The following is a 25,578-nucleotide window of genomic DNA, read 5'->3' on the forward strand; positions in this document are numbered from 1 at the left end:
TTCTGATGGGTATTTTCTACATCTTTCAAAAATAAGAAAGGTTTAGAAATGGAATTTTTGATTTTAGCGTCTGCGCACTTCCTAGCATTACTTAGTCCCGGCCCTGATTTTTTTCTAATTATTCGAGGTGGTTTAAAATTACCTTCTAGATACGCTATCTCGATCTGTTTGGGGATTACAACCGCGAATACGATCTATGTGTTTCTAGCAATATTAGGATTGGAAAGTATCAAGGAGATAAGTTGGATTTTTAGCTTGTTGACCTATATGGGATCTCTGTATTTGGTTTATATTGGGTTTTTGTTAGTTAGAAATAACAAGCAAGACTTCTCGTCAAAGACATCTAGTAATTTTCTACAAGCTCAGAGTTATAGAAAACAATTTATTGTAGGTTTTTTGTCTGCCGCTCTGAATCCGAAAAATATTATCTTTTATTTTTCTCTGTTCACGGTATTGGTCTCAAAGGAAACCAGTCTAGATATGCGCATTTTGTATGGAGTCTGGATGGCAGGTATCGTGTTTATCTGGGATGTTTTGATAGTTGCTTTAATCGGCAGGAATAGCTTTGTACAATATTTGGAAAATCATCTTTGGCGGATTGAAAAGATGACTGGTGTGATATTGCTAGGATTTGGACTTACCTTTCCTTTTGTCTAGCATAGTGAAAATAAAAAAGGCTGGAAGTTAATCCAGCCTTTCTTGTTTTTATGTGTCAGTCGTGATGTCTGACGACTTCGGGCATGAGGCCCTTTGGACTAAACCGCATCACTAGAAGCAGAATAGACCCCATCATAATCATACGCATATGGGCGGCACTTTCGATTAAGTGTGCTTTCAAGGCACTACCATCATCCATACCAGATGTGACAACTTCCATCACAAATAGGCCTATAGGTTCAGCTTCGACCCATAAGAACCAGATCACAAAACCACCTAGGACAGCGCCCCAGTTGTTACCAGAACCGCCCACGATCACCATAACCCAGATCAGGAAGGTATAGCGTAGTGGGTTATAGGTACCCGGTGTGAACTGACCATCCAGTGTTGTTAACATTGCACCAGCAATGCCGACGACAGCAGAACCAATAACAAAGATTTGTAAATGGCGCGCCTTAACATCTTTACCCATTGCAGAGGCCGCATCGCGACGATCACGTATTGCACGCATCATTCGACCCCAAGGGGAGTTTAATGCACGTTCAGACAGATATAAGATAACGCCTAGAACCACCATGAAGAGCACTGTGTAGCAAAGTTTCACGAAGATAGATGAGGCTTCGATAGGATCCGCACCAAAAGTTGCGGATAAATTGATGAACCACTCACTCGCCTGAAGGTCTACTTCATAGGGAACTGGACGCGGTAGACCAGTCACGTTCTTTACGCCACGGGTTAACCAGTCTTCATTTTTCAAAATGGCAATGACAATTTCTGAAATACCCAATGTGGCAATCGCAAGATAGTCTGCGCGAAGGCCTAGGGAGATTTTACCAATCAACCAAGCTGCACCAGCTGCAAACAAACCACCGATAATCCAGGAAAACAGGATTGGCATGCCTAAACCACCTAAATAACCATATTTGGCGGCTTCGGTTGATTCAATGGCACCAACAGCAGGATCGTAAAAGTGACGAATAAGGAAGTAACCAGCGATAACAGCAGCCGCAATTGTGTAATTGCGTTTCTTTCCTTTAGGCATTTTACGAAGGATTAAGATGATTGCCAGAACAGTCACAACAACCATGAGGCCGGACATCATAAGATCACCGCCACCATTTGCCCAAGCTGCCGTTACAGGCGGCATGGAAACCAACATAGCAGCAACGCCACCAATAGCAGCAAAGCCCATCATACCTACGTTAAATAGGCCAGCATATCCCCATTGCATATTTACACCTAATGCCATCACAGCAGAGATCAAGCAGAGGTTAAAAATGGATAATGATACGGACCAACTTTGAATGACCCCCACGGCGACCAATAAGCCAGCCATGATGGCAAAATAAACGAAGTTTTTTGTAGTTTGGGTCATTCTAACACGCGCCCCTTAAGAATACCGGTCGGTCGTACCAGAAGCACCACAACCAGAATAATGAAAGATACAGCGAATTTGTAATCTGTAGATAGCAATTGCATCAAACTATCTGGTTCCATACCTTCTGGCGCCAGATATTTGAGGAATTTTTTATATGCATAAGTCACAGTTACTTCGGAGAAGGCAATTACAAAGCCACCTAAAATCGCACCGATAGGATTACCAACACCTCCAACAATTGCGGCGGCAAAGATCGGAAGAAGTAATTGGAAATAGGTGAACGGTTTAAAGCTTTTATCAAGGCCGTAAAGTACGCCGGCAATAGTTGCCAAAACAGCTGCAATTGCCCATGTGATTTTCACAACCTTTTCTGGATTAATGCCGGATAACAATGCCAAATCTTCGTTATCGGAATAGGCGCGCATCGCACGGCCCATCTTGGAATGCTGCAAGAAGCGGAAGAGGGCATAAACCACGATGATTGTAATGACAACGGTTAATCCTTGGGTCATCTTGATAGTTAAACCTTCAGACAAACCAGTCATTTGTTTAAATTCACGTGCTTTAATGATGAAGCGTTCACCATCAGCAAAGCGTTGTTCCTTTGGACCAATGATGAAACGAACAATACCGTTCATCACAAACATGATACCGATGGATGCAATCAAGAAGAAGACAGCGTTACTTTTCTTCTCACGATAGTATTTATAAACCACACGGTCAGAGAAAAGAACGATAGCTACCGCTGCTGCGGCACCAAATGGTAAAGCCAACAATGCTGTCGGCAGAGGGCCAAAACTGATACCAACCGATTGCATGAACCAAGTCACCATAATGGTAATCATGGTACCAAATGCCATTGTTTCACCATGTGCAAAGTTGGAGAAACGCAAAATACCATAGATCAAAGTGACCCCAAGTGCACCAAGGGCTAACTGAGAGCCATAGGTCATACCCGGGACGATGACAAAGTTGGCCAATAGGATGATTGAGTTAAGAATATCTTCCATGATCAACCTCCCAAGAAAGATTTACGAACTTCAGGGTTTTCAAGCAAGGCTTGCCCTGTATCTGTGAAACGATTGGATCCATTCACCAAAACATAGCCTACATCGGCGATGTTTAAGGCTTGACGTGCATTCTGTTCCACCATCAAAATGGCGATACCGGAATTACGAATTTCAATAATTCGATCGAACAGCTCATCCATTACAATCGGGGACACACCGGCTGTCGGTTCATCCAACATCAACACAGATGGTTGCGTCATTAACGCACGACCAACTGCGACTTGTTGGCGTTGACCGCCAGATAACTCACCTGCTGGCTGATGACGCTTTTCCTTTAGGATGGGGAAAAGGTCATAAACCTGCGCCATGGTGTCAGAGAAATCATCTTCACGACGATAAGCACCGATGATGAGGTTCTCTTCAACGGACATACCACCAAAAACGTTATGTGTTTGCGGGACAAACGCCATACCGATATTCACACGTTCTTGTGGTTTCAGATTGGTGATGTCTTTGCCATCCAGTTTCACGCTACCTTCACGTAGGTTCAGCATACCAAAGACAGCTTTCATGCCTGTGGATTTACCTGCCCCATTGGGACCAACAATCACGGCAATCTGACCACGTTCAACTGAAAGGGTGCAACCTTTCAAAATATTATCAGCGCTACCATAGCCGCCGATCATATTTTCACCGATCAGGAAACTCATGATTTTGCCTCCTCATCTTGTTTATGAGCCATCTGTTCAATTGGTTTGTTTTTCAAACCTGTTCCAAGATATGCTTCAATAACTTGTTCGTTTTGTTGAACTTCTTGTGCTGTACCTTCCGCAAGAACCGCGCCTTCCGCCATAACAATCACCGGGTCACACATGCGACCAATAAAGTCCATATCATGTTCGATCATGACGAATGTATAGTTACGTTCTTTGTTCAGGCGTAAAATCGCATCGCCAATTGTATTTAACAATGTACGGTTTACCCCAGCACCAACTTCATCTAGAAACACAACCTTAGCATCGACCATCATGGTGCGACCAAGTTCCAATAGCTTCTTTTGACCACCTGATAGATTACCTGCCAGCTCATTTGCGACATGCGAAATTTCAAGAAATTCGATAACTTCATCCGCTTTTTTACGGATTTCAGCATCCTGTTGTTTGACTTTAGAGCCACTGAACCATGCATGCCATAAATTTTCACCTAATTGGCCGTCAGGGACCATCATAAGGTTTTCCCGTACAGTCATAGTTGAAAATTCATGAGCAATCTGGAAGGTACGAAGCATACCTTTTTTAAATAACTCATGTGGTTTTAATCCTGTCACATCTTCACCATCCAGATATACATGACCGGAAGTCGGTTCCAACGCGCCCGCGATGACATTGAATAATGTGGTTTTACCCGCACCATTCGGACCGATAAGACCTGTAATCGATCCTTTTTCGATCTCCAGCGACGCACCATTAAGTGCTTTAAAGCCGCCGAAAGACTTATGTATATTGTCAACCTTAATCATATTGAGGCCGATCTTTCTAATTGTTACCCAAGTTTTGTAATTTTATTTTAGAGAAAACAACGCAAAAGTTCAAAATTAACTTTCAACGTGTAGCCCTAAAAATGGAAAGGCCCGACACAAAGTGCCGGGCTTTACCGAAATTGTTTAGCGTAGAAGAAATTCCTTAGTGGAACTTAATGGTTTCATAAGCGCCATCTTTTACTTCTTGCTCTTTGTAGACACCAGGTGTTTCACCAATGTCTGTCAATTCAACGCCAGTTGCGCCTTGATAGTCAACTTGACCACCGTTTGCAAGGATTTCTAACGCTTTGCCTAGTTCACCAGGATTGATTTTTTCACCAGGTGCGTTTGCAACATTCAAGATGTTTGCTTGGATGGCAGCGCGATCAGCAGAACCTGCAGCTTGCATCGCCAACACGATTAGTGCTGCTGCGTCATAGGATTGCGCAACAAATGGTCCATCACCTTTGATACCTGCCGCGTTTGCAGATTCAACGAAAACACCCATACCATCTGTTTTACTTGATGGCTCGGATGTTACGAATCCTTCAAGGTCGCTACCCAATGCGTCGATCAAAGATTCACCGATCATACCGTCAGAACCAATAAATGTATCAAACGCACCTGCATCCAAAGATGCTTCGATGATACCTTTACCACCTTGGTCAACATAACCAAATACCATCAATGCTTCTGCACCTGCTGCTGCTAGTGCACCAACTTCTGCAGAATAATCCGCTTTGCCATCTTCATGTGCCGCAGAAATTTCTACCTTACCACCAGCAGCTTCAAAAGCAGCACGGAATGCCTCATCCAAACCTTTACCATAGTCGTTGTTTGTATATGTAACAGCAACGGATTTTAGACCGCGAGAAATCGCGATATCTGCCAATACTTCACCTTGGCGTGCATCGGAAGGTGCTGTACGGAAGAAATAGCCTTTGTCGTCAATTGATGTCAAAGCAGGGGAGGTTGCAGATGGTGAAATCATGACAACGCCGTTGGAAACAGCAACATTATTTGCCACAGCCATTGTTACGCCTGAACAATCTGCGCCCATAATTGCAGCTACTTTGTCAGATGTAATTAAGCGCTCTGCCGCGGATGTTGCTGCAGCTGCATCAACACATGTACTGTCTGCACGAACGGAGGATACTGTGGACCCACCAAGTAATTTTCCACTTTCGGATGCTTCGGACAACGCCATTTCAGCACCGCCAGCCATATCAGGTGTTAAAGATTCGATTGGACCTGTGAAACCTAGGATTACACCAACTTTGATGTCTTCTGCTTGTGCAGAAGCCGCACCAGCTGCCAATGCCAATGCTGTCACACCGGACATAAGTAGTTTTTTCATAATAAAACTCCCTTGAGATAACTCATTAAACCCCTGTTGGGTCTGTTCAAAAAATTTTCAGCGTGTTTCTTAATTATAAAATCCGCCGGAAACATAGTATTAGAATTTCTTACCCATATGGGCAATCAGAAAGTTTATTTTTCTATGCTGCAAAGCACAATATTCAATAAGTTAAGAGATGAGCGGTTACTACAATACGTTGCGTTGTAGGGAGGTTAAATACCTTGTTGGTCCGTATCGTCAGTTTCAGTTCCAATTTCTTCTGCCATATGGTGGTCTGCTTCTGAAGCATCTGCTTGCATGATTTCGTAAAGTTCTTCACCCTGAATGCGCATAACATCAATATAATTTTGATTATCGCCTTCAATCGACCAATGTTCTCTAAGTAAATCAATGGTTTGTCGGTCATGTCGGCGAAATGCACGTGCTTTTTGAGCCGCGCGGAAGGCATGATGACCAAGCTCAATCAAGGCATAACGTCCTGCGGTTAATGCTGATTCGAACATTTCACGGATAATGATATGTGCACCTGCATTTTCCAGCTCATATACATGATGACGACCATAAGCCCGTGCGATGATTCTACAATTTGGATTGGCTTTAACCACATTCTTTACAAGGATGGTTTGACTTTCAGGGCTATCGACCGCTGCTATGAATAGCTCAGCATTCTCTACGCCAGCTGCGTGCAAAAGGTCTGGTCTTGTTGGATCGCCGTAATATGTTTTGATTCCTGTTTTGCCCATCTGTTCGATGAGCTGGGGGTCATGGTCCAAGACAGTAACTTGATAACCATTGGTGAGTAATAGGCGTGCAATGACTTGTCCAAAACGTCCAACACCTGCGAGGATCACTTTGTTCTGAACTTCGATTTCATCATCATCACGATCATGAATACTATGTTTAAGAGCGACACGTGCAACAACACGTTCATGAATAATGAAAAGTAGTGGCGTGAAGAGCATTGTAATAGCAACCACCAACATAAGGGTATTCACAATTTCATTGGGGATGATACCGTTTGCTTTGGCAAAGCCGAAAAGAACAAAGCCAAACTCACCTGCCTGAGCAAGCCCAAGGCCAAATAGCCAAGCATCAATAAAGGGTAATTTGAAGTTGCGGGCCAAGAATAGTAGGACTAACATCTTTAAGAGAATAAGAGCAGCGGCCATCCCAAGAATAAGAATAGGGTTCCTGAATAGAAGTTCAAAATCTATTCCCGCACCAACCGAGATAAAGAAGAGACCAAGTAGTAGACCTTTAAATGGTTCGATATCACTTTCTAATTCATGACGATATTCACTACTGGAAAGAACGACACCGGCTAGGAATGTTCCAAGAGCAGGGGATAAGCCGACCAAGTCCATTAATAAAGCAATACCAATAACGAGCAATAGAGCTGCTGCGGTAAAAATTTCTCTGAGTTTGGCTTCGGCAATAAATCTGAATACTGGGCGTATGAAGTAACGACCTGTCGCAATAATCGCGGCAACGACACCAAGGACAAGAAGCGTACGTGTCCAACCTGAAACATGCTCTAGAGGTCCATCTCCATGGCTGGACATATTTTCGACCACTGGGGCGAATTCATTTACGGCGAGTAAGGGAATAACAGCTAACATCGGGATGACAGCAATATCTTGAAACAGCAGTACGGAGAAAGACGATTGTCCGCCCGGTGTTTGCATTAGCCCTTTTTCTGTCAGTGTTTGCAATACGATAGCTGTTGAAGAAAGAGCTAAGGTCATGCCGACAGCTAAGGCCGTTTGCCAAGGAAGACCAAAAAACATCGCGATTGCAGTAATTAGGCCCAATGTGATGCCAACCTGCATACCGCCAAGACCAAGAAGACGTGTACGCATACGCCAAAGCATCATAGGTTGAAGTTCTAATCCTACAAGGAAGAGCATCATAACAACCCCGAATTCGGCAAAATGCTTTACTTCCTCGGTTTCTGCACCGATAAAACCTAATAAGGGACCGATAACAATCCCGGCAAGTAAGTATCCTAAAACGGATCCCAATCCCAAGCGATTAGCGATAGGTACGGCAACAACGGCCGCCAAAAGATAAATAAATGCGTCTTGCAGAAGTTCCATGACCTGCCCCAACCCCGATATGCAGTATCGTTTTTATATCCTGATCTTAATCTAACATAGGTTTCTCAAAACAATAACAGGACTTCTTTCAAAATAGCAAGAAGTCCCGTTTTCTTATGATAGTAAAAAGTGAAGTCACCAGTGATTAGTTTGATAAATCGCCAGAAATTGCATCTGGAGTGAAAAGCTGCTGACCTTCCAGTTTATAACTGGCGATTGCTTTTTGTCCTTGCTTAGACAACATCCAATCAATGAACTTTTGTCCTGCTTGGGCTTTGATATGAGGAAACTTTTCAGGATTTACGAGAATTATCCCATATTGATTAAAGAGATTTGGATCTCCTTCAAATAGGATTTTGTGGGATTGTTTATTCTTAAAACTGACCCATGTGGCACGGTCTGTTAAGGTATATGCATTCATTCCAATAGCAACGTTTAAGGTCGCACCCATTCCGGCTCCTGCTTCTCTATACCATTTCGTGTTTTTTTGATCTTCGGCTATGTTTGCAAGTTGCCAAAGTTCAATTTCACGTTTGTGGGTGCCGCTGTCATCCCCGCGGGAAACAAAGATTTTATTGGATAGGACTATTGCTTTTAGAGCATCTGTTACAGATTTCATCTGAGATAGATTTGCTTCATCTGACTCAGGGCCAATGATGACGAAATCATTATGCATTAGGTCAAAGCGTTCAACGCCATAACCATCGGTAACAAATTGTTCCTCGGATTTCTTATGATGGACCATCAGGACATCAGCATCGCCATTTCGTGCGAGTTTCAAAGCTGCGCCAGTACCTACTGCAACAACGTTAACCTTGGTCCCAGACGCTTCTTCGAATTTTGGCAGAATATGATCAAACAAACCTGAATTTTGGGTAGAGGTCGTTGAAGCTAGAATGATTGTATCTTTATCAGCTGCGGCTAAAGACAAAGTGCTTGTCATAATTAATGCCCAAGCAACTAAGGTCACCTTTAGGATATGAATTTGTTTCATTTTTCTGTTTCCAAAGTGGTGCAGGTCGCTTGTGCTTGATCACTGTCAGGGCGACGTTGCCACCAAATAAGTTCCCCATTAATGAAGGCTTGAGCCAAATCATTTGTGGGTTGAGTAAAGAATTGTTCCGCTGGAGCCATTTCCTTTAAATGTCCCCTAAACATGAAGATAGCATCAGTTGCTAGTCTTTTGGATTGACCTAAATCATGTGAAGTCATGATTACGGTAGTTCCTTCAGCAGAAATTTCTTGTATAAGTTCCTCGATGGCATGAGTAGCAGGTGGGTCAAGGCTGGCTGTTGGCTCATCTAGAAATAATACTTGCGGTGATAATGCCCAAGCACGCGCGATCGCAAGACGTTGTTGCTCGCCCAAAGATAATACGCGGGCAGGTTCATTAATGACACGCCCTAGGCCTGTGCGTTTGATGACACGATCTATAATATCGGGTCTTGCTGACTTGTGGATGTTTCTGGCCTTTAGAGCGAAATCGATATTCCCATAAGCAGAACGACGTAACATGACTGTGCGCTGGCTAACCATCGCTTGATATTTTGCGGCATCTTTACGAGAGGTATCATGCCATCTTACTTGCCCTTCTGAAGGTTGAATAAGGCCATGACACATACGTAATAGCAAAGATTTACCAGCCCCATTAGGGCCGAGAATAACATAACGATTACCTGCTTCAAATTGACAGGAGATATTTTTTAATAGTTTTTTATGTCCTGCCAAATAACTAATATTTTCTAACGTTAACGGCATGATTGATTTAGTTGAGAAGCTCATGCCGCATAGCGCCTTTTTGCCGTTTCCGTTATCAAATAAGCAGCCAGATTTATACCGAGCGCCAGTGTGATTAAAACGATCCCTAATGCTAACGCCATGACCAAATCTCCTTTACGAGATTCAAGGGCAATGGCCGTTGTCATAACTCGCGTTAGATGATCGATATTTCCACCGACGATCATCACTGCGCCAACTTCTGATGCCGCCCGCCCAAAACCAGCCAGACCTGCCGTGGTTAGAGCAAAACGTGCATCCCAAAGTAGAGCCGAAATGCGGCGCATCTTACTGACGCCAAGAGAAGTCAGGAGTTCATCATATTCTTGATGATAATCTTCCAATACTTGGCGGGAAATGGCGGTGACAATAGGGATAACCAATATAACCTGAGCGATGACCATAGCCGTTGGTGTGAAGAGAAGACCAAGAACGCCAAGGGGGCCAGAACGCGAAAGAATAACGTAAACGATAAGACCTACAACTACAGGAGGCAAACCCATAAATACGTTGGTAGCCACTATAAGGATTTTACGCCCTGGGAATTTTGTCAGCGCAAGTAAGGCAGCAAGCGGTAAGCCAATGAGTAGAGAAATTCCAACCGCAGTTAGACTGAGTTGTAAAGACAGACCAACGATTTCCAGTAAATCGGTATCTAGCGTCAGCACAAGCGAAACCGCTTTTAATAATGCTTCCCAGATGTCATTCATCTTCTTTCTTCAATCTTTGTAAAGGTTGCTTAAGATTAATCCTGTTGATCTTTTACGTTAAGATTTCTACAAACAAAACAAGTAATTTGATAATCTTAGCCCGTCAATTATTACGTTATAAGCGTCTTTGGCGTATAAACTTGGTAAAATTGGTTTAATTGAAATGTTACATCTGATCAGGAACGCCCATCTTTACTCACCAAAGGATGAGGGGATTTGCCATATATTAACTGCCTATGAACGTATTTTATATATCGGAAAAGAGCTTCTCGATGTAGACAAAAACCTGATTGGAACGGATACTGATCTGGAAGGGGCAAGGTTGATCCCGGGATTTATCGATGGCCATGCACATATTACGGGCGGTGGTGGTGAAACTGGTCCTGCCAGCCGCGTGCCCGCGGTGAAACTATCGGAATTTACATCTGCCGGTGTTACCAGTGTGATTGGCTTGTTGGGGACGGATGATCTAACCCGAAATACAGAAACATTGGTTCAACAAGCTTACGGTTTGCGCGAAGAGGGGGTGTCGGCTTGGTGTTATACTGGTGGTTATCATGTACCACCCATCACACTAACAGAAAAAATTCGTGGTGATATTGTTTTTGTTGATCCAATTATTGGCGTTGGTGAACTTGCAATTAGTGATCATCGCTCAAGCCAACCAACTTTTGATGAGTTTTTAAGAATTGCCAGCGAAGTTCATGTTGCTGGCCTTATGACGGGTAAGGCGGGTGTTCTTCATCTTCATTTAGGAGAGGGGCAGCGTCATCTGGAATTGGTGGAGAAGGCATTGGATGTGGCTGAAATCCCTGCGCGTACCTATAATCCTACTCATGTGAACCGTAATCTAGGTTTATTTGATGCCGCACTTGCTTTGCCGGAACGTGGTGTGACAATAGATTTAACTGCTTTCCCTAAAGGTGATTGTGGTCATGGTTTATCGGCTGCAGACGCATTTCTGCAATATCATCAAAAAGGATTACCTTTGGATAAAATTACGATCTCTTCTGACGGGGGTGGGTGTTTGCCACAATTTGATGATCAAGGAGAGTTATTGCATATTGGTGTCGGGACATCATCGACATTACCCGAAACGTTAGATCAAGTTTTAAAGCAAGATATACCACTTGAAGAAGTTCTTCCAACCATGACATCAAATGTTGCTGATAGTTTGCGCCTATCCCATAAAGGTCGACTTGAAACAGGTAAAGACGCCGATTTAGTCATTTTAAATGATCAAAACGAAATTCAACATGTGATGGCGCGCGGTAGATGGCATATCAGAGATGGTAGCGCGGTCATCAAAGGTATATTTGAATAAAAAAACTTCTCTTAAAATGAGGAGCCGGGTTGTTCTAGAAACTCAATTTCTTCTTCAGTGGAAGCGCGCCCTAAGATTTTGTTTCTGTGAGGAAAACGGCCAAATCGATCAATAATCACTTTATGTTGTTGGGCGTAATCTAGCGCTAGTTCATCACCAAGTTCGGTATAGCAGGCGATTGCTTTTTCTTGATCTTTTACATCTTCGCTATGTTCAAGCGGAAGATAAGCAAATTTCCTTTCATTTACAGTTAATTCTTTGTCAAAACCTCTTCGAAGCATGTGGTTTAAGCATTCTCTCGCTTTTTCATCAGAGGCAAATGCTTTGGGATCATTGCGAAACATGTTGCGAGAGAATTGATCAAGAACAATGATTTCTGCCAAGCAACCTTTTGCCGTTTGACGCCAACCTTGATGCTCTCCATTCATCAAATCAGTATGCAGATCGGCAAAATTATCGTGGATTTTTTGATCAAAGGCATCACTTTTTGTGAACCAATCTTGTGGCGTGGATTCTTCAAACCAGAACTTAATTACTGCATCTATTTTTATTTGGTTCATTACAATTCCATAAGCCAAAGTTAAATCATTGAGAGGTAGAGTATAAGTCTGTTCCGGCTAGTGCAATATTCTTGTCACAGTAAAATGATACAGTTGATGACTATTAAAAAATTGATCTAAAGCGAAAACATTTGATGTAAGCTATGAAAAAATTACAGTCAGTCCCTACAAATCGCGTTACTTATGTGAATCCCGATGACCCGTGGAAGAAGCGTGCAGTCATTAAAGTGGTTGAGAAATTAACAGGGCAACCTAAATTACAGAGACTATATAATGATTATATGTCGAAACGTGATGAAAATGATGTTTTCTGGCACACTGCGATCGATTATTTAGAATTGAATGTTAATTATAATCAACAAATGTTAGACGCCATTCCTAAAAATGGGCCATTGGTTATGATCGCAAATCATCCTTTTGGTGTTCTTGACGGAATTGCCATAGGGCATTTAGCATCTCTTGTCCGTTCTGATGTGAAAATAATGGCGCATGCTGCTTTAGGCAGAGCGGACGCTTTTGTCCCTTATCTCATCCCTGTTGAATTTGATGGCGATTCCTCGGCCCTTCGAAGTAATGTTGCTTCCAAACGTGAAGCAATTGATCATATTAAGAATGGGGGATTGTTGATTATTTTTCCGGCGGGGAGAGTATCGACGGCTGATAAAGTTATGGGGCGCGCAACGGATGCGCCTTGGAAACTATTTGCGGGCAAATTAATAGCGTCTTCTAAGGCAACCGTGATTCCTATTTATTTCGAGGGTCAGAATGGCCGATTGTTTCATTTCGTAAGTAAGTTTAGTTCCGTTTTACGCGAAGCTCTTATCTTGCGTGAGGTAGCAAAACGCATAGGGTCACAAGTGACAGCACATATAGGGAAACCCATCGAGGAAGGGGAACTTTCTCATTTTTCCGATAGTCAACTTATGCTCGATTTCTTACGGCAAAAAGTATATGAGCTGGAAGTTTCTAATAACAATTTGTAATACCTGACGATGCAGGTGGCTTTCGCCAATTTTAAACTTTCATTCCAGGCCTAAATAGCTTAAAAAGCGCGCTCATTTATAAATACTTCAAAAAAATGGACGGATATGATGTGGGCTGGAATTGATTTCGGGACCTCAAATTCTGCGGTGGCTTTGTGGCGAAATGGACAAGTTGAAGCCGTGGAGTTGGGGGATGGCAATGTGACTATTCCGACTGCGCTATTTTTCGATGAAGAAGAACAGGAATTACTTTCCGGTGATGAGGCTAATACTGCATTAATAGAAGGATATGAGGGGCGTTATATGCGCGCTCTCAAATCTGTATTAGGCACGCCTTTGATGAGCGAGAAGCAATTTTTACTAGGTCAACGCCGCGACTTCTACGATATTATTTCTCTCTTTATATTGCGATTGAAACGTCAAGCCGAAGAAACTTTAGGGCATGAACTTGATAATGTTGTCGCTGGATGCCCTGTTACATTTATGGGGGTACGCCAAAAGGCCCGAGACGATTTGCGTCACTGTTTTGAACGTGCCGGATTTAAAAATATAGAATTTCTGACTGAGCCTGAAGCGGTGGCGCTGGCTTATAATGATCATATTCAAGCTGGTGAATATGGTTTGGTTGTCGATATTGGAGGTGGTACTTCGGATTTCACATTGTTTAAGAAGCGTGATCAGCAACAGATTGATGTGATATCTACGCATGGTGTGGATATTGGTGGTACCGATTTCGATCAATTATTGAATTTCAATTATTTTATGCCGAATTTTGGGCGTGGACATGTTTTGAAACTGGGGATGAGCCAAGGTGAAGTGTTAGCGCCGAATAAGTTCTATTCTGATCTCTCCAGTTGGCCGATGATCCCATTTAGTTATAGTTTGGATAATATCAAACTCGTCAAAGAAATGGTCAAGCAAGCCTATGAACCAGAGTATTTTAAGCGCCTATTGACGATATTGGAAGAACGGCTTGGTCATGACTTGGCCTTTGCTGCAGAAAGAACCAAGATTGACCTTAATGGTTCAGATGCAGCCATTGAGGTAGAACTTGGTTTTATTGAAAAAGATCTTGGGTTTTCTGTGCTTCAAGACGATTTTAATGCCTCTATGCTCACATTTCAGGATAAAATCGAAGCCGCTATTATTGATTGTATTCGATTAGGTGATATCACTGCGGATCAGGTGCAAAATGTGGTGCTTGTAGGTGGTAGTAGTTCTATGAATTTTGTGAAAAAAGCGATTGAGAATACATTGCCAGATTCAACAACACGCCAAGAAGCAATCTTTACAGCCATTTCAGACGGTTTAGCCGTACGTGCATCTCAACTATAATAACTAAGCATTACTATCCATAATCAAGATTAATGTGGCTTCTTCACTGAGGCATTCATAACTATGTGCGATATCACCTGGGTAACGATAATAATCACCTGCATTTAGCTCTTCCTGCATTTGACTAGGGCCAATACGCATGCAGCCACTCGCGACCAAGGCATGTTCAATTGTGCCTGTTGGATGAGCAGTGGCATCCCGGATTTCACCTTTTTGTGCATGAATACGATAGATGTCTCGCATACGGTTAATCGGTGCTTTATCTAAAAGAACCGCCGAGAAATGCGCAACCTTGGATGAAACCTCATCTCCTTCATTTGCGCGAATGAGTTCGTGTTTAGGGTTGGAATGTTCGAAAAGAAAACTGAATGGAATTGATAACGCAGTCGCCACAGCCCAAAGAGTTTCGATACTTGGATTACAATTGCCGGATTCGACTTGAGATAAAGTAGATTTCGCAAGGTCAGCTTTATTAGCAAGCGCTGAAAGGCTTAATCCTGCGCGTTCACGCTCTCTTTTGATCGCATTCGCAATAATAATTTTGGGTTCCATAATTTTTCCTGATCGTTCATCTAAATGTACAACGTTTTGTTTGACGAACAAATAATGTTGTGGTTCATTATATTGTACGTTGTTCGTTTAATAAATTGTTTTTGGATATTAAGATGAGAAAAACATCCGAATATTATACAGGAGTTATGGATATCACGCCACTTGCGATGGGCGTCGCTGTTTATGGTGTTGCATTCGGTTTACTCGCTGCACAAGCGCAGATGAGTAGTTTGCAAACAGCTATGATGGGATTATTCGTATTTGCGGGGGGATCTCAAATCGTTGCAACGGAACGTTTGGTGGCGGATGCTGGGGCTATAGCTGCAATTACGGCAGGTGTGGCTCTTAATTTACGTATGTTACTTATGACAGCTGCTTTGAGAGACGATTTAAAAGGTCGGCCATTATGGCAAATTCTGTTGGGGGCACATTATACAACGGATGAAAACTGGGCTTTATTACATGCTAAACGCGCAAAAGGTGTTGATGTCGGCTATTGGTATTTTATTAGTGGTGGCGCATTCATCATGTTGATCTGGATTATATCGACTGTTGCCGGAGTGAGTTTTGCGTCTCTTGTTCCTGAACCAAAAAGTATAGGTGTAGATTTTGCCTTCACCGCAGCCTTTATTGCAATTTTATGCAGTCTATGGCGTGGTAAGGAAGACCTATTCCCATGGATTATTTCTATTTCTACTGCCGTCTTATTGGCCAGTTTGGCGCCGATTGAAACATCTTGGGCTCTGGTTATCGGTGGCGTGGTCGGCGCTTTAAGCGCTGGTGTTTTATCAGGTAAGTCGCGTGACTATGATCTTGAAAGCGTAGGTGGGTAATGAGTGAGCAGGATATTGTTATTATTGGCCTTGCGCTCGCAACTTTCGCGATTCGAATAGGTGGCTTTTATCTTGGGTCTAGATTACCTGAAACGGGCTTTTGGGCCGCAAGTTTTAATGCTTTGCCAGGATGTTTGATTGCGTCTTTACTAGCTGTAATGTTGGTTGCTGGTGGCACACAGGAGTATATCGCAGCCGGGCTCTCTTTAACGATAGCCTTAACGACAAGAAACTTACCGTTGACGATGGTCGCAGGCATTTTGTCCATATGGGCCTTAAGGCATTTTGAAATGTTTGTATAAAAAAAGCCGATCATTTGATCGGCTTTTTTTTATTATTGAATATGTGGGACTTTAGTCTCTCACAACAAGTACGGAACATTTCGCATGACGTACCACACGTGCTGCATTTGGCCCAATCAGATAATCTTCCATTTTAGGGCGATGTGCCCCCATGATAATCAGGTCAATTTTGACTTCATCGGCAACACGTAAGATTTCTTCATATGCATTGCCATAGCCAACAATATGTTGAACGGCGACATCATCGGGAATATGTGCCTTTACAAAGTCATGGAGAGCTTCATTTGCCTTTTCCATCATCTGGTCTTCATGACCAGATGGGAAAAAGGAACTTACCAAACTTCTACCAAAGTCAGGAACGACGGTCATAACATGAAGGGCAGCCCCAAAAGCCTTGGCATTTTGAATAGCGGCCGGTAAAGCTTTTTTCCAGCTCTCATCATGTTCCATGTCTACCGCTAAAAGAATATGGTTGAACATTTTATGTCCTCCTTATGCAGTTTGTTGAGTGCTGGAAACAGCGTTACGACGACGGCGTTGGACCATAATGATCAAGAATAGCAACACCACCGCTGGAATATAGAATAGCTGTTTGGCAGGACGTTCTGCAGGCACACCAACAGAAACGATAATTTGGTCAAAATCAAAGCCTGCCTTTTCAGCTGGGCTATCAAAACCCACACCATCAACCATGATATTTCCATCATCTTGAAGAAGAAGTTCCAGACCATAATCTTCAATTCTGGTTTGACCATCTTCACCGTCACCGACTTTCATCAACATGGTAAGTGAAACTGGGTCACCCACATCATTTTGACCATCAACCAAGATACGCATCTCAGTACCAGCCGGCACTTCACCCATTGCCTGCACAAGTTCTGTTCCTTGGCGTTCTTGATATGGCGGGATTACATAATCCATCCAGAAACCCGGACGGAATAATGTAAAGGCGATCAAAATTAATGCCGCGGATTCCCAGATTTTAGAACGGGCAAAGAAATACCCTTGGGTACCTGCGGTAAATATGAGCATGGCCGCCGTGGCGATGATAAAGATCAAAATGCCTCCGCCGAAGGACACATCCATCAACAATAGATCTGTGTTGAAGATGAAGAGGAATGGTAACAATGCAGTACGCAAAGAATAGAAGAAAGCAACAAAGCCAGTTCTAATCGGGTCACCACCAGATACAGCTGCCGCAGCAAATGAGGCAAGCCCTACAGGTGGTGTAACATCCGCCATAATACCGAAATAGAAGACGAACATATGAACAGCAATCAAAGGTACAATCAGTCCATTTTGTTGTCCTAAACTTACGATCACTGGTGCAAGTAATGAAGATACTACGATATAGTTCGCGGTTGTTGGTAAACCCATACCCAAAATCAAGCTCAGGATCGCAGTCCATACCAAGATTAGGATGATGTGACCCATCGATAAGAACTCAACCAATGCAGCGAGCTTTAATCCAACACCGGTTTGAGATACGGCACCAACAATGATACCTGCGGCTGCAGTCGCGATACCGATACCAATCATATTACGGGCACCGGCGATCATACCATCCACCAATTCCATAAAGCCTTCTTTGAGCTTGCTGGATGTGTCTTCTTTGCGGAAGAAGGCAAATAGATGACGTTGGGTCAGCAAGATGAAAATCATCAGGATGGTTGCATAGAAAGCAGAAAGACCCGGAGATAGACGTTCAATCATCAAACACCAGATCAAAACAACCACGGGCAATAAGAAGTGTAAGCCTGCTTTAACCGTCGGGCCTGTTTCAGGCAAAGACTGAACAGGTGCATTTGGATCATCCATCACCAAATCAGGATAGGAAGAACTAATACGTGCTAATACAACATAAGTCACCAGAATTAAGGCAGCCATTACCCAAGGTGTGTAAGTTTCACCAAAGGTCGCTTGAACAATATCAATCAGGAAGAAGAGGCCAAAGGCGCCAATAATTGTATTGCCAAGTACCATGGCACCAGTTGAGACAACCTTCTGAGTGAGTTCACTGCCGCCAGAAGATTTAACCGCTTTAACAACTACATATTGAACAGCAATAATTGTGAGTATGCCTGCTAGACGTGCGGTTGATGTTTCAAGTAATTGATACACCTCTGACGCATAATAAAGGCCACTACCTAATGCAAGAACGAGGAGCAGGGACATAACCCAGCTACTGCCTACATATTTCAGTGCTTTGCTTTCACCTGGTTTCTTCAAACCTTGCATGTCTAGTTTCATAGCTTCTAGATGCACAATGTAAACTAGGGCAATATAGGAAATCACAGCTGGTAAGAAGGCGTGTTTTACAACTTCAAAATAGGGGATGTTTACATATTCCACCATTAAGAAAGCTGCAGCACCCATAACAGGTGGCATGATCTGACCATTCACTGAAGAGGCTACTTCAACAGCACCTGCTTTTTCCGCATTAAAGCCAACACGTTTCATCATTGGGATTGTAAAGGTACCTGTTGTCACAACATTGGCGATGGACGATCCAGAAATCAATCCGGTCATACCGGAAGCCACAACCGCTGCTTTCGCGGGACCACCACGGAAATGCCCCATCAAAGAGAAGGCCACTTTAATGAAGTAGTTTCCGGCACCGGCGCGATCAAGCAAGGCACCAAAAAGTACGAATAGGAAAACGAGGTCTGTGGAAACACCTAATGCAATACCAAACACACCTTCACCAAATAACCATTGATGATCCATGGTGCCGCCAAAGGTAGAACCTTTCCATGCAATGAGTTCTGGTGCGAATGGACCAAAGAATGTGTAACACAGGAAGACAATTGCAACGACCATCAATGGCGGGCCAAGGGCGCGACGTGTTGCTTCAAGCAGCAACAACATACCAATGACTGATACGACAATATCAAACTGGTTTGGATTACTTGGGCGATCCGAAAGACGCGTGCCAAAAATGGAATCAACCAGCATGGAATCCGCAATAAACGGATAAAAGGCACAAAGCGAACCAATAATTGCCATGCCCCAATCCCCTAACGGGATGTGGCGACGAGGTGAATGTTTAAATGCTGGATATGCAAGAAAAGCTAAGAAAACAGCAAAAGCTAAATGAACTTTTCGTGCTTCATCACTTGAAAATACACCCCATCCGAGGACGAATGGAATTGGTGAGGCGATCCAAACTTGGAAGATGGACCAACTGAGCGCCACTGCCGCAAGAAGTTTGATGATCATTTCATTGGATGGATTGCGTCCACCCGTATCTGTGGAAGCTACAAGATCCTGTAGTTCCTCATCCGATAATTGTGTTGATGTGGATTTGTCCGTACTCATCCCCATACCCCTTTGTATATTTATACTGCTTCTGGTGTCAGTTTGGGAATTTATATAAGTGCTTCAATAAAGAAACGAGAGTAACCCCACTTGCGCAGGGTTACTCTCGTTAAAAACAAGCTGATTACATCCAGCCGCGTTCTTTGTAATAGCGAACCGCACCGTCATGCAATGGAGCAGACAAGTTGTTCACGATCATGTTTTCTTCTTTTAGATGTCCAAATGCAGGGTGCATTTTCTTAAAGCGTTTGAAGTTTTCAAATACAGCTTTAACCATTTGGTATACTGTCTCTTCAGAAGCTTTTGTGGAGCTTACGAATGTTGCGCCAACACCGAATGTAGCTGTTGGTGTATCTGTACCTTTATACATGCCAGCTGGAATTTCTGTCATTGCATAATAGTCATTGTCAGATGCCAATTTTTTCGCAACATCATTATCAACCGGTACTAGAACCGCATCGCAAGAAGTTGTTGCTTCTTTGATGGAACCGTTCGGGTGACCAGCTGTGAAGATGATCGCATCAACTTTACCATCGCAAAGTGCTGCAGCTTGCTCAGAAGATTTAAGTTCGGAGGCAACAGCGAAATCGCCCATTGTCCAACCCATTTTCTCCATAACAACTTCCATTGTACCACGTTGACCAGAACCTGGGTTACCAACGTTTACTTTCTTACCTTTTAGGTCTTCGAAAGTTTTGATGTCAGCATCAGCACGTGCAACAACTGTGAATGGCTCTGGGTGAACAGAGAATACAGCGCGAAGTTCTTTAAATGCGCCGTCCGGGAATTTGTCTGGTGCTGTACCATTGTAACCGTGATACTGCCAGTCAGACTGTGCAACACCCATGTCAACGTCACCAGAACGGATACCGTTAATGTTTGTTACAGAACCACCTGTTTTATGTGTACAGTTAATGCCATGATCAGCTGTGCCTTTGTTTACCAAACGGCAAATTGCACCACCTACTTGATAATAAACACCAGTTTGACCGCCTGTACCGATTACAACATGTTGTGTATCAGCAGCAACTGCTGTTGTCATAAGCGCCGCAGAAGCAACTGCGGATAAAGCTAGTTTTCTCAAGAACATACCTGTCTCCTTATATGTATAAGTTTGTTTATATAGTTTTGACCCCCCGCACAGAGGCAGAGTATCTATTTGATTTTCATCTAAGTTGTTTTGCTTAAGTTGCATTTATTTTTACAGCCGATGAAAACTAGATGTTAGCTTTCTAATGTAAGCTTAACATATTTATCAGAGTTGAATAGTGTTTATTCGCTCCTTAAATTCTACATTTTAAAAATGGCTCTGGTTTCTGCTGCTGAGGCAACAGAACCACCATTTTTGTTAATTCTATTCGCAAAATCCTGAATCAGCGCGGCATTATTCGCAGCCAATTCACCATTTGCCTGATGCATATTATTTTCAAACCCAATTCGACAATGTCCGCCTCTTTCAACGGCTGCAGCCATGCAGTCTTGTTCTTGTGGACCAAATGCACAAACAGCCCAAACACAATTGAATTCCCCCAAGGCATCAAGCATCGGAAAAAGGTCACCGGGATTAGATGTTAAATTTGCACTATAGCGTCCAAGAACTAAAAGAATAGAAGGTTTGGGATCGGGAATGATTCCTTGATTATGTAGCATAATGAAGCGTTTAACTTCCTCTGCGGAATAAAGGATATATTGTGCTGCGATCTTTTCATCAAGCACCCATTTAAAAAATGAGGCGGCTTTTTCTTCCCCACCTTCTGGGCATAGCTCTTTTAAAGCCAATGAAACAGCTTCGGGTTTGAGTTCTTTTACCGCAGAAATCTGCTGGTCTACGGTGAATACACCTACAGCTTCAGTCGTGATTTGGATAACCATTTTATTACCAACTCGATTTCGCACAGCCTCAATCGCGGGGCGATAATATTCAGGTAAAATTGTATGTTTATCGTCTTCATCACGGACATGAAGGTGAATCATTGCCGCACCAGCAGCTTGGCAAGCCGCAGCCTCTTTTGCCAGTTCATCCGGTGTGATGGGCAAGCTTTGATGATCTGATTTTGTTTTTCTAGCGCCGTTTGGGGCAACACAGAGAATCGTTTTTGTATTTGTCATGCAGCAATACCTGCATCTGTTAAGGCCGATTCGACAGCCTTCTGTAATTTATCGGCGATCTCAACGACATGTTTATCTTCGATGATAAATGGTGGTGCCAGCAAGATGTGATTACCGTTCTGGCCATCAATAGTTCCATTACCCGGATAACAAATTAACCCAAGATCCATAGCATGTTTTTTAATACCAGCATGAATTTTCAAGGCAGGGTCGAGTGGTTCTTTCGTTGTTCTATCCGCAACCAATTCGAGACCCCAGAAAAGACCGCGCCCACGTATATCGCCAATATTTGGATGATTGCCAAAGCGTTCTAGCAAAGCTTCTTCAAGCTTTTTGCCCATAGCATTCACATTTTCCAGCAGATTGTTTTCTTCGATTTCTTTTTGAACGGCTAATGCGGCTGCACAGGCTGTCGGATGTGCAAGATAAGTATGTCCATGCTGGAAGAAACCTGACCCATTTACAATCGTTTCGTAAATCTCATTACTAAGCAGCATGGCGCCGATCGCCTGATAACCTGCGCCTAAGCCTTTAGCCGTCGTTAGGATATCTGGGCTAATACCTTCTTGTTCACATGCAAACAGAGTTCCTGTGCGTCCCATCCCACACATCACCTCATCTAAGATAAGCAAGATACCATATTGATCACAGATTTCTCTGATACGTTTGAAATAACCTGGCACTGGTACAAGGGCGCCTGATGTCGCACCGACAACCGGTTCGGCCATAAAGCCAATCACATTCTCTGCGCCGATTTCCTTGATGTGTTGTTCAAGTTCGTTCGCGACGCGTTGGCCATATTGTTCATCCGTTTCAGATGGCAATTTATCTCTATAAGGATAGCAAGGTGCAACGTGATCTGCGTCGATCAAAATTGGCTCAAACTGTTGGCGGCGCCACATATTGCCCCCGACTGAAAGGGCGCCAAGCGTGTTACCATGATAGCTCTGGCGTCGGGCGATAAAATACTTACGCTCTTTTTCGCCTTTTTCCAGAAAGTATTGCCGTGCAAGCTTTAATGCAGATTCTGTTGCTTCGGAGCCACCAGAAACAAAATAGACATAGTCTAATCCCTCTGGCGCACGATCCGTTAAGAATTCAGCTAATTCTTCGGCAGGTTCCGTGGTGAAGAAGGACGTATGCGCAAATGCAATATTGTCGATTTGATCTTTGATAGCTTGTGTTACGCGAGAATTGCTGTGACCTAAGCATGATACAGCTGCGCCACCTGAAGCATCAATATAGGATTTCCCATCCTGATCTATAATATAAGGGCCATCTCCTTTATCTGCATATGCAAGATTGGAGGATGGTTGGCGATGTAAAATGCGCGTTTTCTTTGACGACATGATAGGCTTTCTAGATGAAAATAAACTGGAAAACCTTAAGCAGGAATAGATTGTAGGATCAATCGACTTTTTCTAATGTAAGCTGTTAGTTAATCTAACATACAGTATAGGAATTTATGTAAAGAAGGTTTGGCTTTTAGATAGGTTTCAGCTTCTGCTAGAATCCATTCCTTAAAGACTTTAACAGAAAGTTTGTCATCCATAGGTTTTGGATAAGAGAGATAATAGGCATTTCTTTTAGGCAAAAAGAGGTCATAGGGAATGATGAGGCGACCAGCTTCTAGATCAGCATGTGCAAGAATGCTACCCGCAGTAATGATACCTTGTCCCGTCACAGCGGCTTGTAGTGCTAAGGATGAATCTGCATAAAAACTCCCCTTCTCAAAATCTGGTGCGGGCAGTTTCGCTTTTTCATACCATGCAGCCCATGCGTCTCCCATATCGTCATGGATCAGATGTAAACTTTTAAGCTTTTCCGGAGAGTTTAGGTCAGGGTTTTCCTCTATGAAGCAAGGTGCGCAAGCTGCAAATGCATCTACATCGAAAATCTTTTTAGTTATCAAAGATGTATCATCGCTTTTTCCCCATCGAATAGCGATATCAAATTCAGCAGTATCAAAGCCTCGAAAACGTGCAGAAGGCGCAAGACGTATGGTAATGTCAGGATATTGTTGTAGGAAACTGTTTAGTCTCGGCATAAGCCAATGGGATGCAAAAGCAGATGTTAGATTTATAGTTAATGTTTTCTGTGTTTTATTCTTAAGGATTTCATCACTCACATTTGAGAGGGTATTTAGTATCTCTGTGGTGACAGGAAGTAACTTTTGCCCTTCAGTTGTTAAAGATACGCGGGCATGGCTACGGATGAAGAGGGGGGTGTCGTAAAATTCCTCTAGAATTTTGATTTGCTGACTGATAGCTCCATGAGTGACATGAAGTTCATCTGCTGCTTTGGAAAAGCTTAATAGTCGAGCGGCAGCTTCAAAAACTCTCACAGATTTTAGCGGTGGTATACGACGTTTCATCAGTTTATATGTTAGTTAAGTTAACAAAGGCGATAATAAAGCATTGTTTAACTCTTACTGCAATGCAGGGGCGATTTCTTTAATGAGGAACTGTGTTCAATAAGTAATCTAACGTAAATGGATATTCCGTTCTTTCAGGATTGTCATGCAGAGTGAAGGATTTAAAGTTGATCTTTGTCCAATCCTGTTTTCCAAATACTTTTTTATAAGCTTTAACATTTTCACGGTTTATTGCTGTCATCGGAAATTTGATATGTGTAGATATCTTGGAAAAGTCATGTCCTTGGTCATAATCGTATAGCATTACAATGCTCCAAGCACCGGCCAAGAAATGTCCCCCATGGGTTAGTGTCATTTCTCCTCGTTCCACTAAATCGATGGCTTCTGTGGACCAATTTAATCCAACGACACAAGCATCTTGCCCAGGCTCCATGCCTATTTCACGCAAAGCTCTAATAGCGCCGATGGCAATTGCGTCATTGGCGGCCCATATGGCATTTACTGACTTTGTAAGTAAAAGTTGTTGGGTGCGGAGATAAGCTTCTTCTCCTGACCAATTAACGGTTATGCGTCTTAATTCTTTGAAAGAAGGATGTTCTTTTAACCCACGATCTAACCCATTTAATCGATCTATTGAGGCGGGTGTATTAATGTCCCCTGCGAGAGTGAGAAGTGGGATAATTTTTTCTCGTTCTCCCGTTATTGGTGGAGAGATTTGATTATGATGTTCAAACAGTGAAGTTAGCATTTGGTAGCCTGCCGTTTCGTTATCGGGCACAATGCTACCTAACCAATAAGGCGATTTTTCTCTGGGTTTACCGAAATGTTCTTCTTGTTCCTGTGTTAGACTATTTAATAGCATCAAGGTTGGAATTTTATGATCAATCGCATACTGCAGCAGCTTAGATGCTTGTTGCTGTTCATTAACAATAATTAGATAATCCGGCTTACTGCGATCAATCGCGGCTATGCCTTTTGATAGCATAACGGGCCAACCTCTATTGGCGGAGACTATTTCCAAGTTAAACCCCAAGGCATCAGATGCCGCTTCCATGGTTTGAGACACAGATTTCCAAAACCCTTTATCTTCGTAGCCAGGATTCACAAAAAGAATATCTTTACGTTCGGCGGCTAGAAGAGGGGAATAGGACAGAATAGATATGAGGGATAAAGTAAAAACAAAGATAGAGACTTTTTGAGTGTCTAATTTTGTCCATGTTCTTTTATGCCAATTATCTAATTGATTTTTAATTATTAACATCATTCATATAATCCGTGTTTCGGATTATGCGCGTTTCGATTAGGATTGTATAGTTGTAATTTAATACAAATACATTTGATTGTATTTAAGTTTTCCCCACTAAGTGCTATGTTGGGGGGGG

General features: G+C 42.8%; 24 protein-coding genes. 6 read left to right on the forward strand and 18 right to left on the reverse strand.

What is annotated here, in order from left to right; genetic code table 11:
- The first annotated feature begins 48 nt into the window (after positions 1-48).
- A complete protein-coding gene (locus E1160_RS12810) occupies positions 49-657 on the forward strand; it encodes a LysE family translocator (protein ID WP_155155775.1) in 609 nt (202 codons plus the stop codon).
- 55 nt (positions 658-712) lie between these two features.
- On the opposite strand, the gene E1160_RS12815 is transcribed toward E1160_RS12810, so the two are convergent.
- The 9 genes from E1160_RS12815 to E1160_RS12855 all read right to left on the reverse strand — a co-directional run bounded on the left by E1160_RS12815 (position 713) and on the right by E1160_RS12855 (position 10,506).
- Positions 713-2,032, reverse strand: coding sequence for a branched-chain amino acid ABC transporter permease (locus E1160_RS12815; RefSeq protein ID WP_155155777.1), 1,320 nt, complete (start codon positions 2,030-2,032; stop codon positions 713-715).
- Positions 2,029-3,045, reverse strand: a complete 1,017-nt coding sequence (locus E1160_RS12820) for a branched-chain amino acid ABC transporter permease (RefSeq protein WP_155155779.1) — start codon at positions 3,043-3,045, stop codon at positions 2,029-2,031. The genes E1160_RS12815 and E1160_RS12820 overlap by 4 nt, the downstream gene beginning before the upstream one ends.
- A gap of 2 nt (positions 3,046-3,047) precedes the next feature.
- On the reverse strand, positions 3,048-3,755 hold the full coding sequence (locus tag E1160_RS12825; protein WP_155155780.1) for an ABC transporter ATP-binding protein: 708 nt from the start codon (positions 3,753-3,755) through the stop codon (positions 3,048-3,050).
- On the reverse strand, positions 3,752-4,564 hold the full coding sequence (locus E1160_RS12830; RefSeq protein ID WP_155155782.1) for an ABC transporter ATP-binding protein: 813 nt from the start codon (positions 4,562-4,564) through the stop codon (positions 3,752-3,754). The genes E1160_RS12825 and E1160_RS12830 overlap by 4 nt, the downstream gene beginning before the upstream one ends.
- Before the next feature lie 163 nt (positions 4,565-4,727).
- Complete coding sequence (locus E1160_RS12835; RefSeq protein ID WP_155155784.1) at positions 4,728-5,921, reverse strand: ABC transporter substrate-binding protein; 1,194 nt, start codon at positions 5,919-5,921, stop codon at positions 4,728-4,730.
- Between the two features lie 215 nt (positions 5,922-6,136).
- Entirely contained in the window at positions 6,137-8,020 is a 1,884-nt protein-coding gene (locus E1160_RS12840) for a monovalent cation:proton antiporter-2 (CPA2) family protein (RefSeq protein ID WP_155155786.1), read from the reverse strand.
- Positions 8,021-8,165: 145 nt separating this feature from the next.
- Positions 8,166-9,014: a substrate-binding domain-containing protein gene (locus tag E1160_RS12845; RefSeq protein ID WP_155155788.1), complete on the reverse strand. Its 849-nt coding sequence runs from the start codon at positions 9,012-9,014 to the stop codon at positions 8,166-8,168.
- On the reverse strand, positions 9,011-9,802 hold the full coding sequence (locus tag E1160_RS12850; protein ID WP_155155790.1) for an ATP-binding cassette domain-containing protein: 792 nt from the start codon (positions 9,800-9,802) through the stop codon (positions 9,011-9,013). Before E1160_RS12850 ends, E1160_RS12845 begins: the two co-directional genes overlap by 4 nt.
- Positions 9,799-10,506, reverse strand: a complete 708-nt coding sequence (locus E1160_RS12855; protein WP_155155792.1) for an ABC transporter permease — start codon at positions 10,504-10,506, stop codon at positions 9,799-9,801. Before E1160_RS12855 ends, E1160_RS12850 begins: the two co-directional genes overlap by 4 nt.
- A 163-nt stretch (positions 10,507-10,669) precedes the next feature.
- Here E1160_RS12855 and iadA point away from each other — a divergent pair, with 163 nt between their 5' ends.
- Entirely contained in the window at positions 10,670-11,830 is a 1,161-nt protein-coding gene (iadA, locus tag E1160_RS12860) for a beta-aspartyl-peptidase (RefSeq protein WP_155155822.1), read from the forward strand.
- Positions 11,831-11,841: 11 nt separating this feature from the next.
- Here the strand turns inward: iadA and E1160_RS12865 are convergent, their stop codons facing one another.
- Positions 11,842-12,390, reverse strand: a complete 549-nt coding sequence (locus E1160_RS12865) for a DUF924 family protein (protein ID WP_155155794.1) — start codon at positions 12,388-12,390, stop codon at positions 11,842-11,844.
- Positions 12,391-12,533: 143 nt separating this feature from the next.
- Here E1160_RS12865 and E1160_RS12870 point away from each other — a divergent pair, with 143 nt between their 5' ends.
- Positions 12,534-13,373 carry a lysophospholipid acyltransferase family protein gene (locus E1160_RS12870; protein ID WP_155155796.1) on the forward strand — a complete coding sequence of 280 codons (840 nt, stop codon included), beginning with the start codon at positions 12,534-12,536 and terminating at the stop codon, positions 13,371-13,373.
- Between the two features lie 105 nt (positions 13,374-13,478).
- Positions 13,479-14,708: an Hsp70 family protein gene (locus tag E1160_RS12875; protein WP_155155798.1), complete on the forward strand. Its 1,230-nt coding sequence runs from the start codon at positions 13,479-13,481 to the stop codon at positions 14,706-14,708.
- A gap of 3 nt (positions 14,709-14,711) precedes the next feature.
- Here E1160_RS12875 and E1160_RS12880 read toward each other — a convergent pair whose 3' ends face one another.
- A complete protein-coding gene (locus E1160_RS12880) occupies positions 14,712-15,260 on the reverse strand; it encodes a helix-turn-helix domain-containing protein (protein ID WP_155155800.1) in 549 nt (182 codons plus the stop codon).
- A gap of 113 nt (positions 15,261-15,373) precedes the next feature.
- On the opposite strand from E1160_RS12880, the gene E1160_RS12885 reads away from it, so the two are divergent.
- Positions 15,374-16,093, forward strand: a complete 720-nt coding sequence (locus tag E1160_RS12885) for an AzlC family ABC transporter permease (RefSeq protein WP_155155801.1) — start codon at positions 15,374-15,376, stop codon at positions 16,091-16,093.
- The gene (locus tag E1160_RS12890; protein WP_155155803.1) at positions 16,093-16,395 is read left to right on the forward strand and encodes an AzlD family protein; all 303 of its coding nucleotides are present in this window, start codon (positions 16,093-16,095) and stop codon (positions 16,393-16,395) included. The genes E1160_RS12885 and E1160_RS12890 overlap by 1 nt, the downstream gene beginning before the upstream one ends.
- A gap of 51 nt (positions 16,396-16,446) precedes the next feature.
- Here the strand turns inward: E1160_RS12890 and E1160_RS12895 are convergent, their stop codons facing one another.
- From E1160_RS12895 to E1160_RS12925, 7 genes are all read right to left on the reverse strand, one after another.
- Positions 16,447-16,875: a universal stress protein gene (locus E1160_RS12895; protein ID WP_155155805.1), complete on the reverse strand. Its 429-nt coding sequence runs from the start codon at positions 16,873-16,875 to the stop codon at positions 16,447-16,449.
- Between the two features lie 12 nt (positions 16,876-16,887).
- A complete protein-coding gene (locus E1160_RS12900; RefSeq protein WP_155155807.1) occupies positions 16,888-19,713 on the reverse strand; it encodes a TRAP transporter permease in 2,826 nt (941 codons plus the stop codon).
- 124 nt (positions 19,714-19,837) lie between these two features.
- Positions 19,838-20,803 carry a TAXI family TRAP transporter solute-binding subunit gene (locus E1160_RS12905; RefSeq protein ID WP_155155809.1) on the reverse strand — a complete coding sequence of 322 codons (966 nt, stop codon included), beginning with the start codon at positions 20,801-20,803 and terminating at the stop codon, positions 19,838-19,840.
- A gap of 200 nt (positions 20,804-21,003) precedes the next feature.
- Complete coding sequence (locus E1160_RS12910; RefSeq protein WP_155155811.1) at positions 21,004-21,822, reverse strand: BKACE family enzyme; 819 nt, start codon at positions 21,820-21,822, stop codon at positions 21,004-21,006.
- On the reverse strand, positions 21,819-23,171 hold the full coding sequence (locus tag E1160_RS12915) for an aspartate aminotransferase family protein (protein WP_155155813.1): 1,353 nt from the start codon (positions 23,169-23,171) through the stop codon (positions 21,819-21,821). Before E1160_RS12915 ends, E1160_RS12910 begins: the two co-directional genes overlap by 4 nt.
- Before the next feature lie 89 nt (positions 23,172-23,260).
- Complete coding sequence (gcvA, locus tag E1160_RS12920) at positions 23,261-24,196, reverse strand: transcriptional regulator GcvA (protein WP_155155814.1); 936 nt, start codon at positions 24,194-24,196, stop codon at positions 23,261-23,263.
- A 79-nt stretch (positions 24,197-24,275) separates the two neighbouring features.
- Positions 24,276-25,460, reverse strand: coding sequence for an ABC transporter substrate-binding protein (locus E1160_RS12925; protein WP_155155816.1), 1,185 nt, complete (start codon positions 25,458-25,460; stop codon positions 24,276-24,278).
- Positions 25,461-25,578: the final 118 nt, after the last annotated feature.

The organism is Curvivirga aplysinae (assembly GCF_009711445.1).
Lineage (GTDB): Bacteria > Pseudomonadota > Alphaproteobacteria > UBA8366 > Aestuariispiraceae > Curvivirga > Curvivirga aplysinae.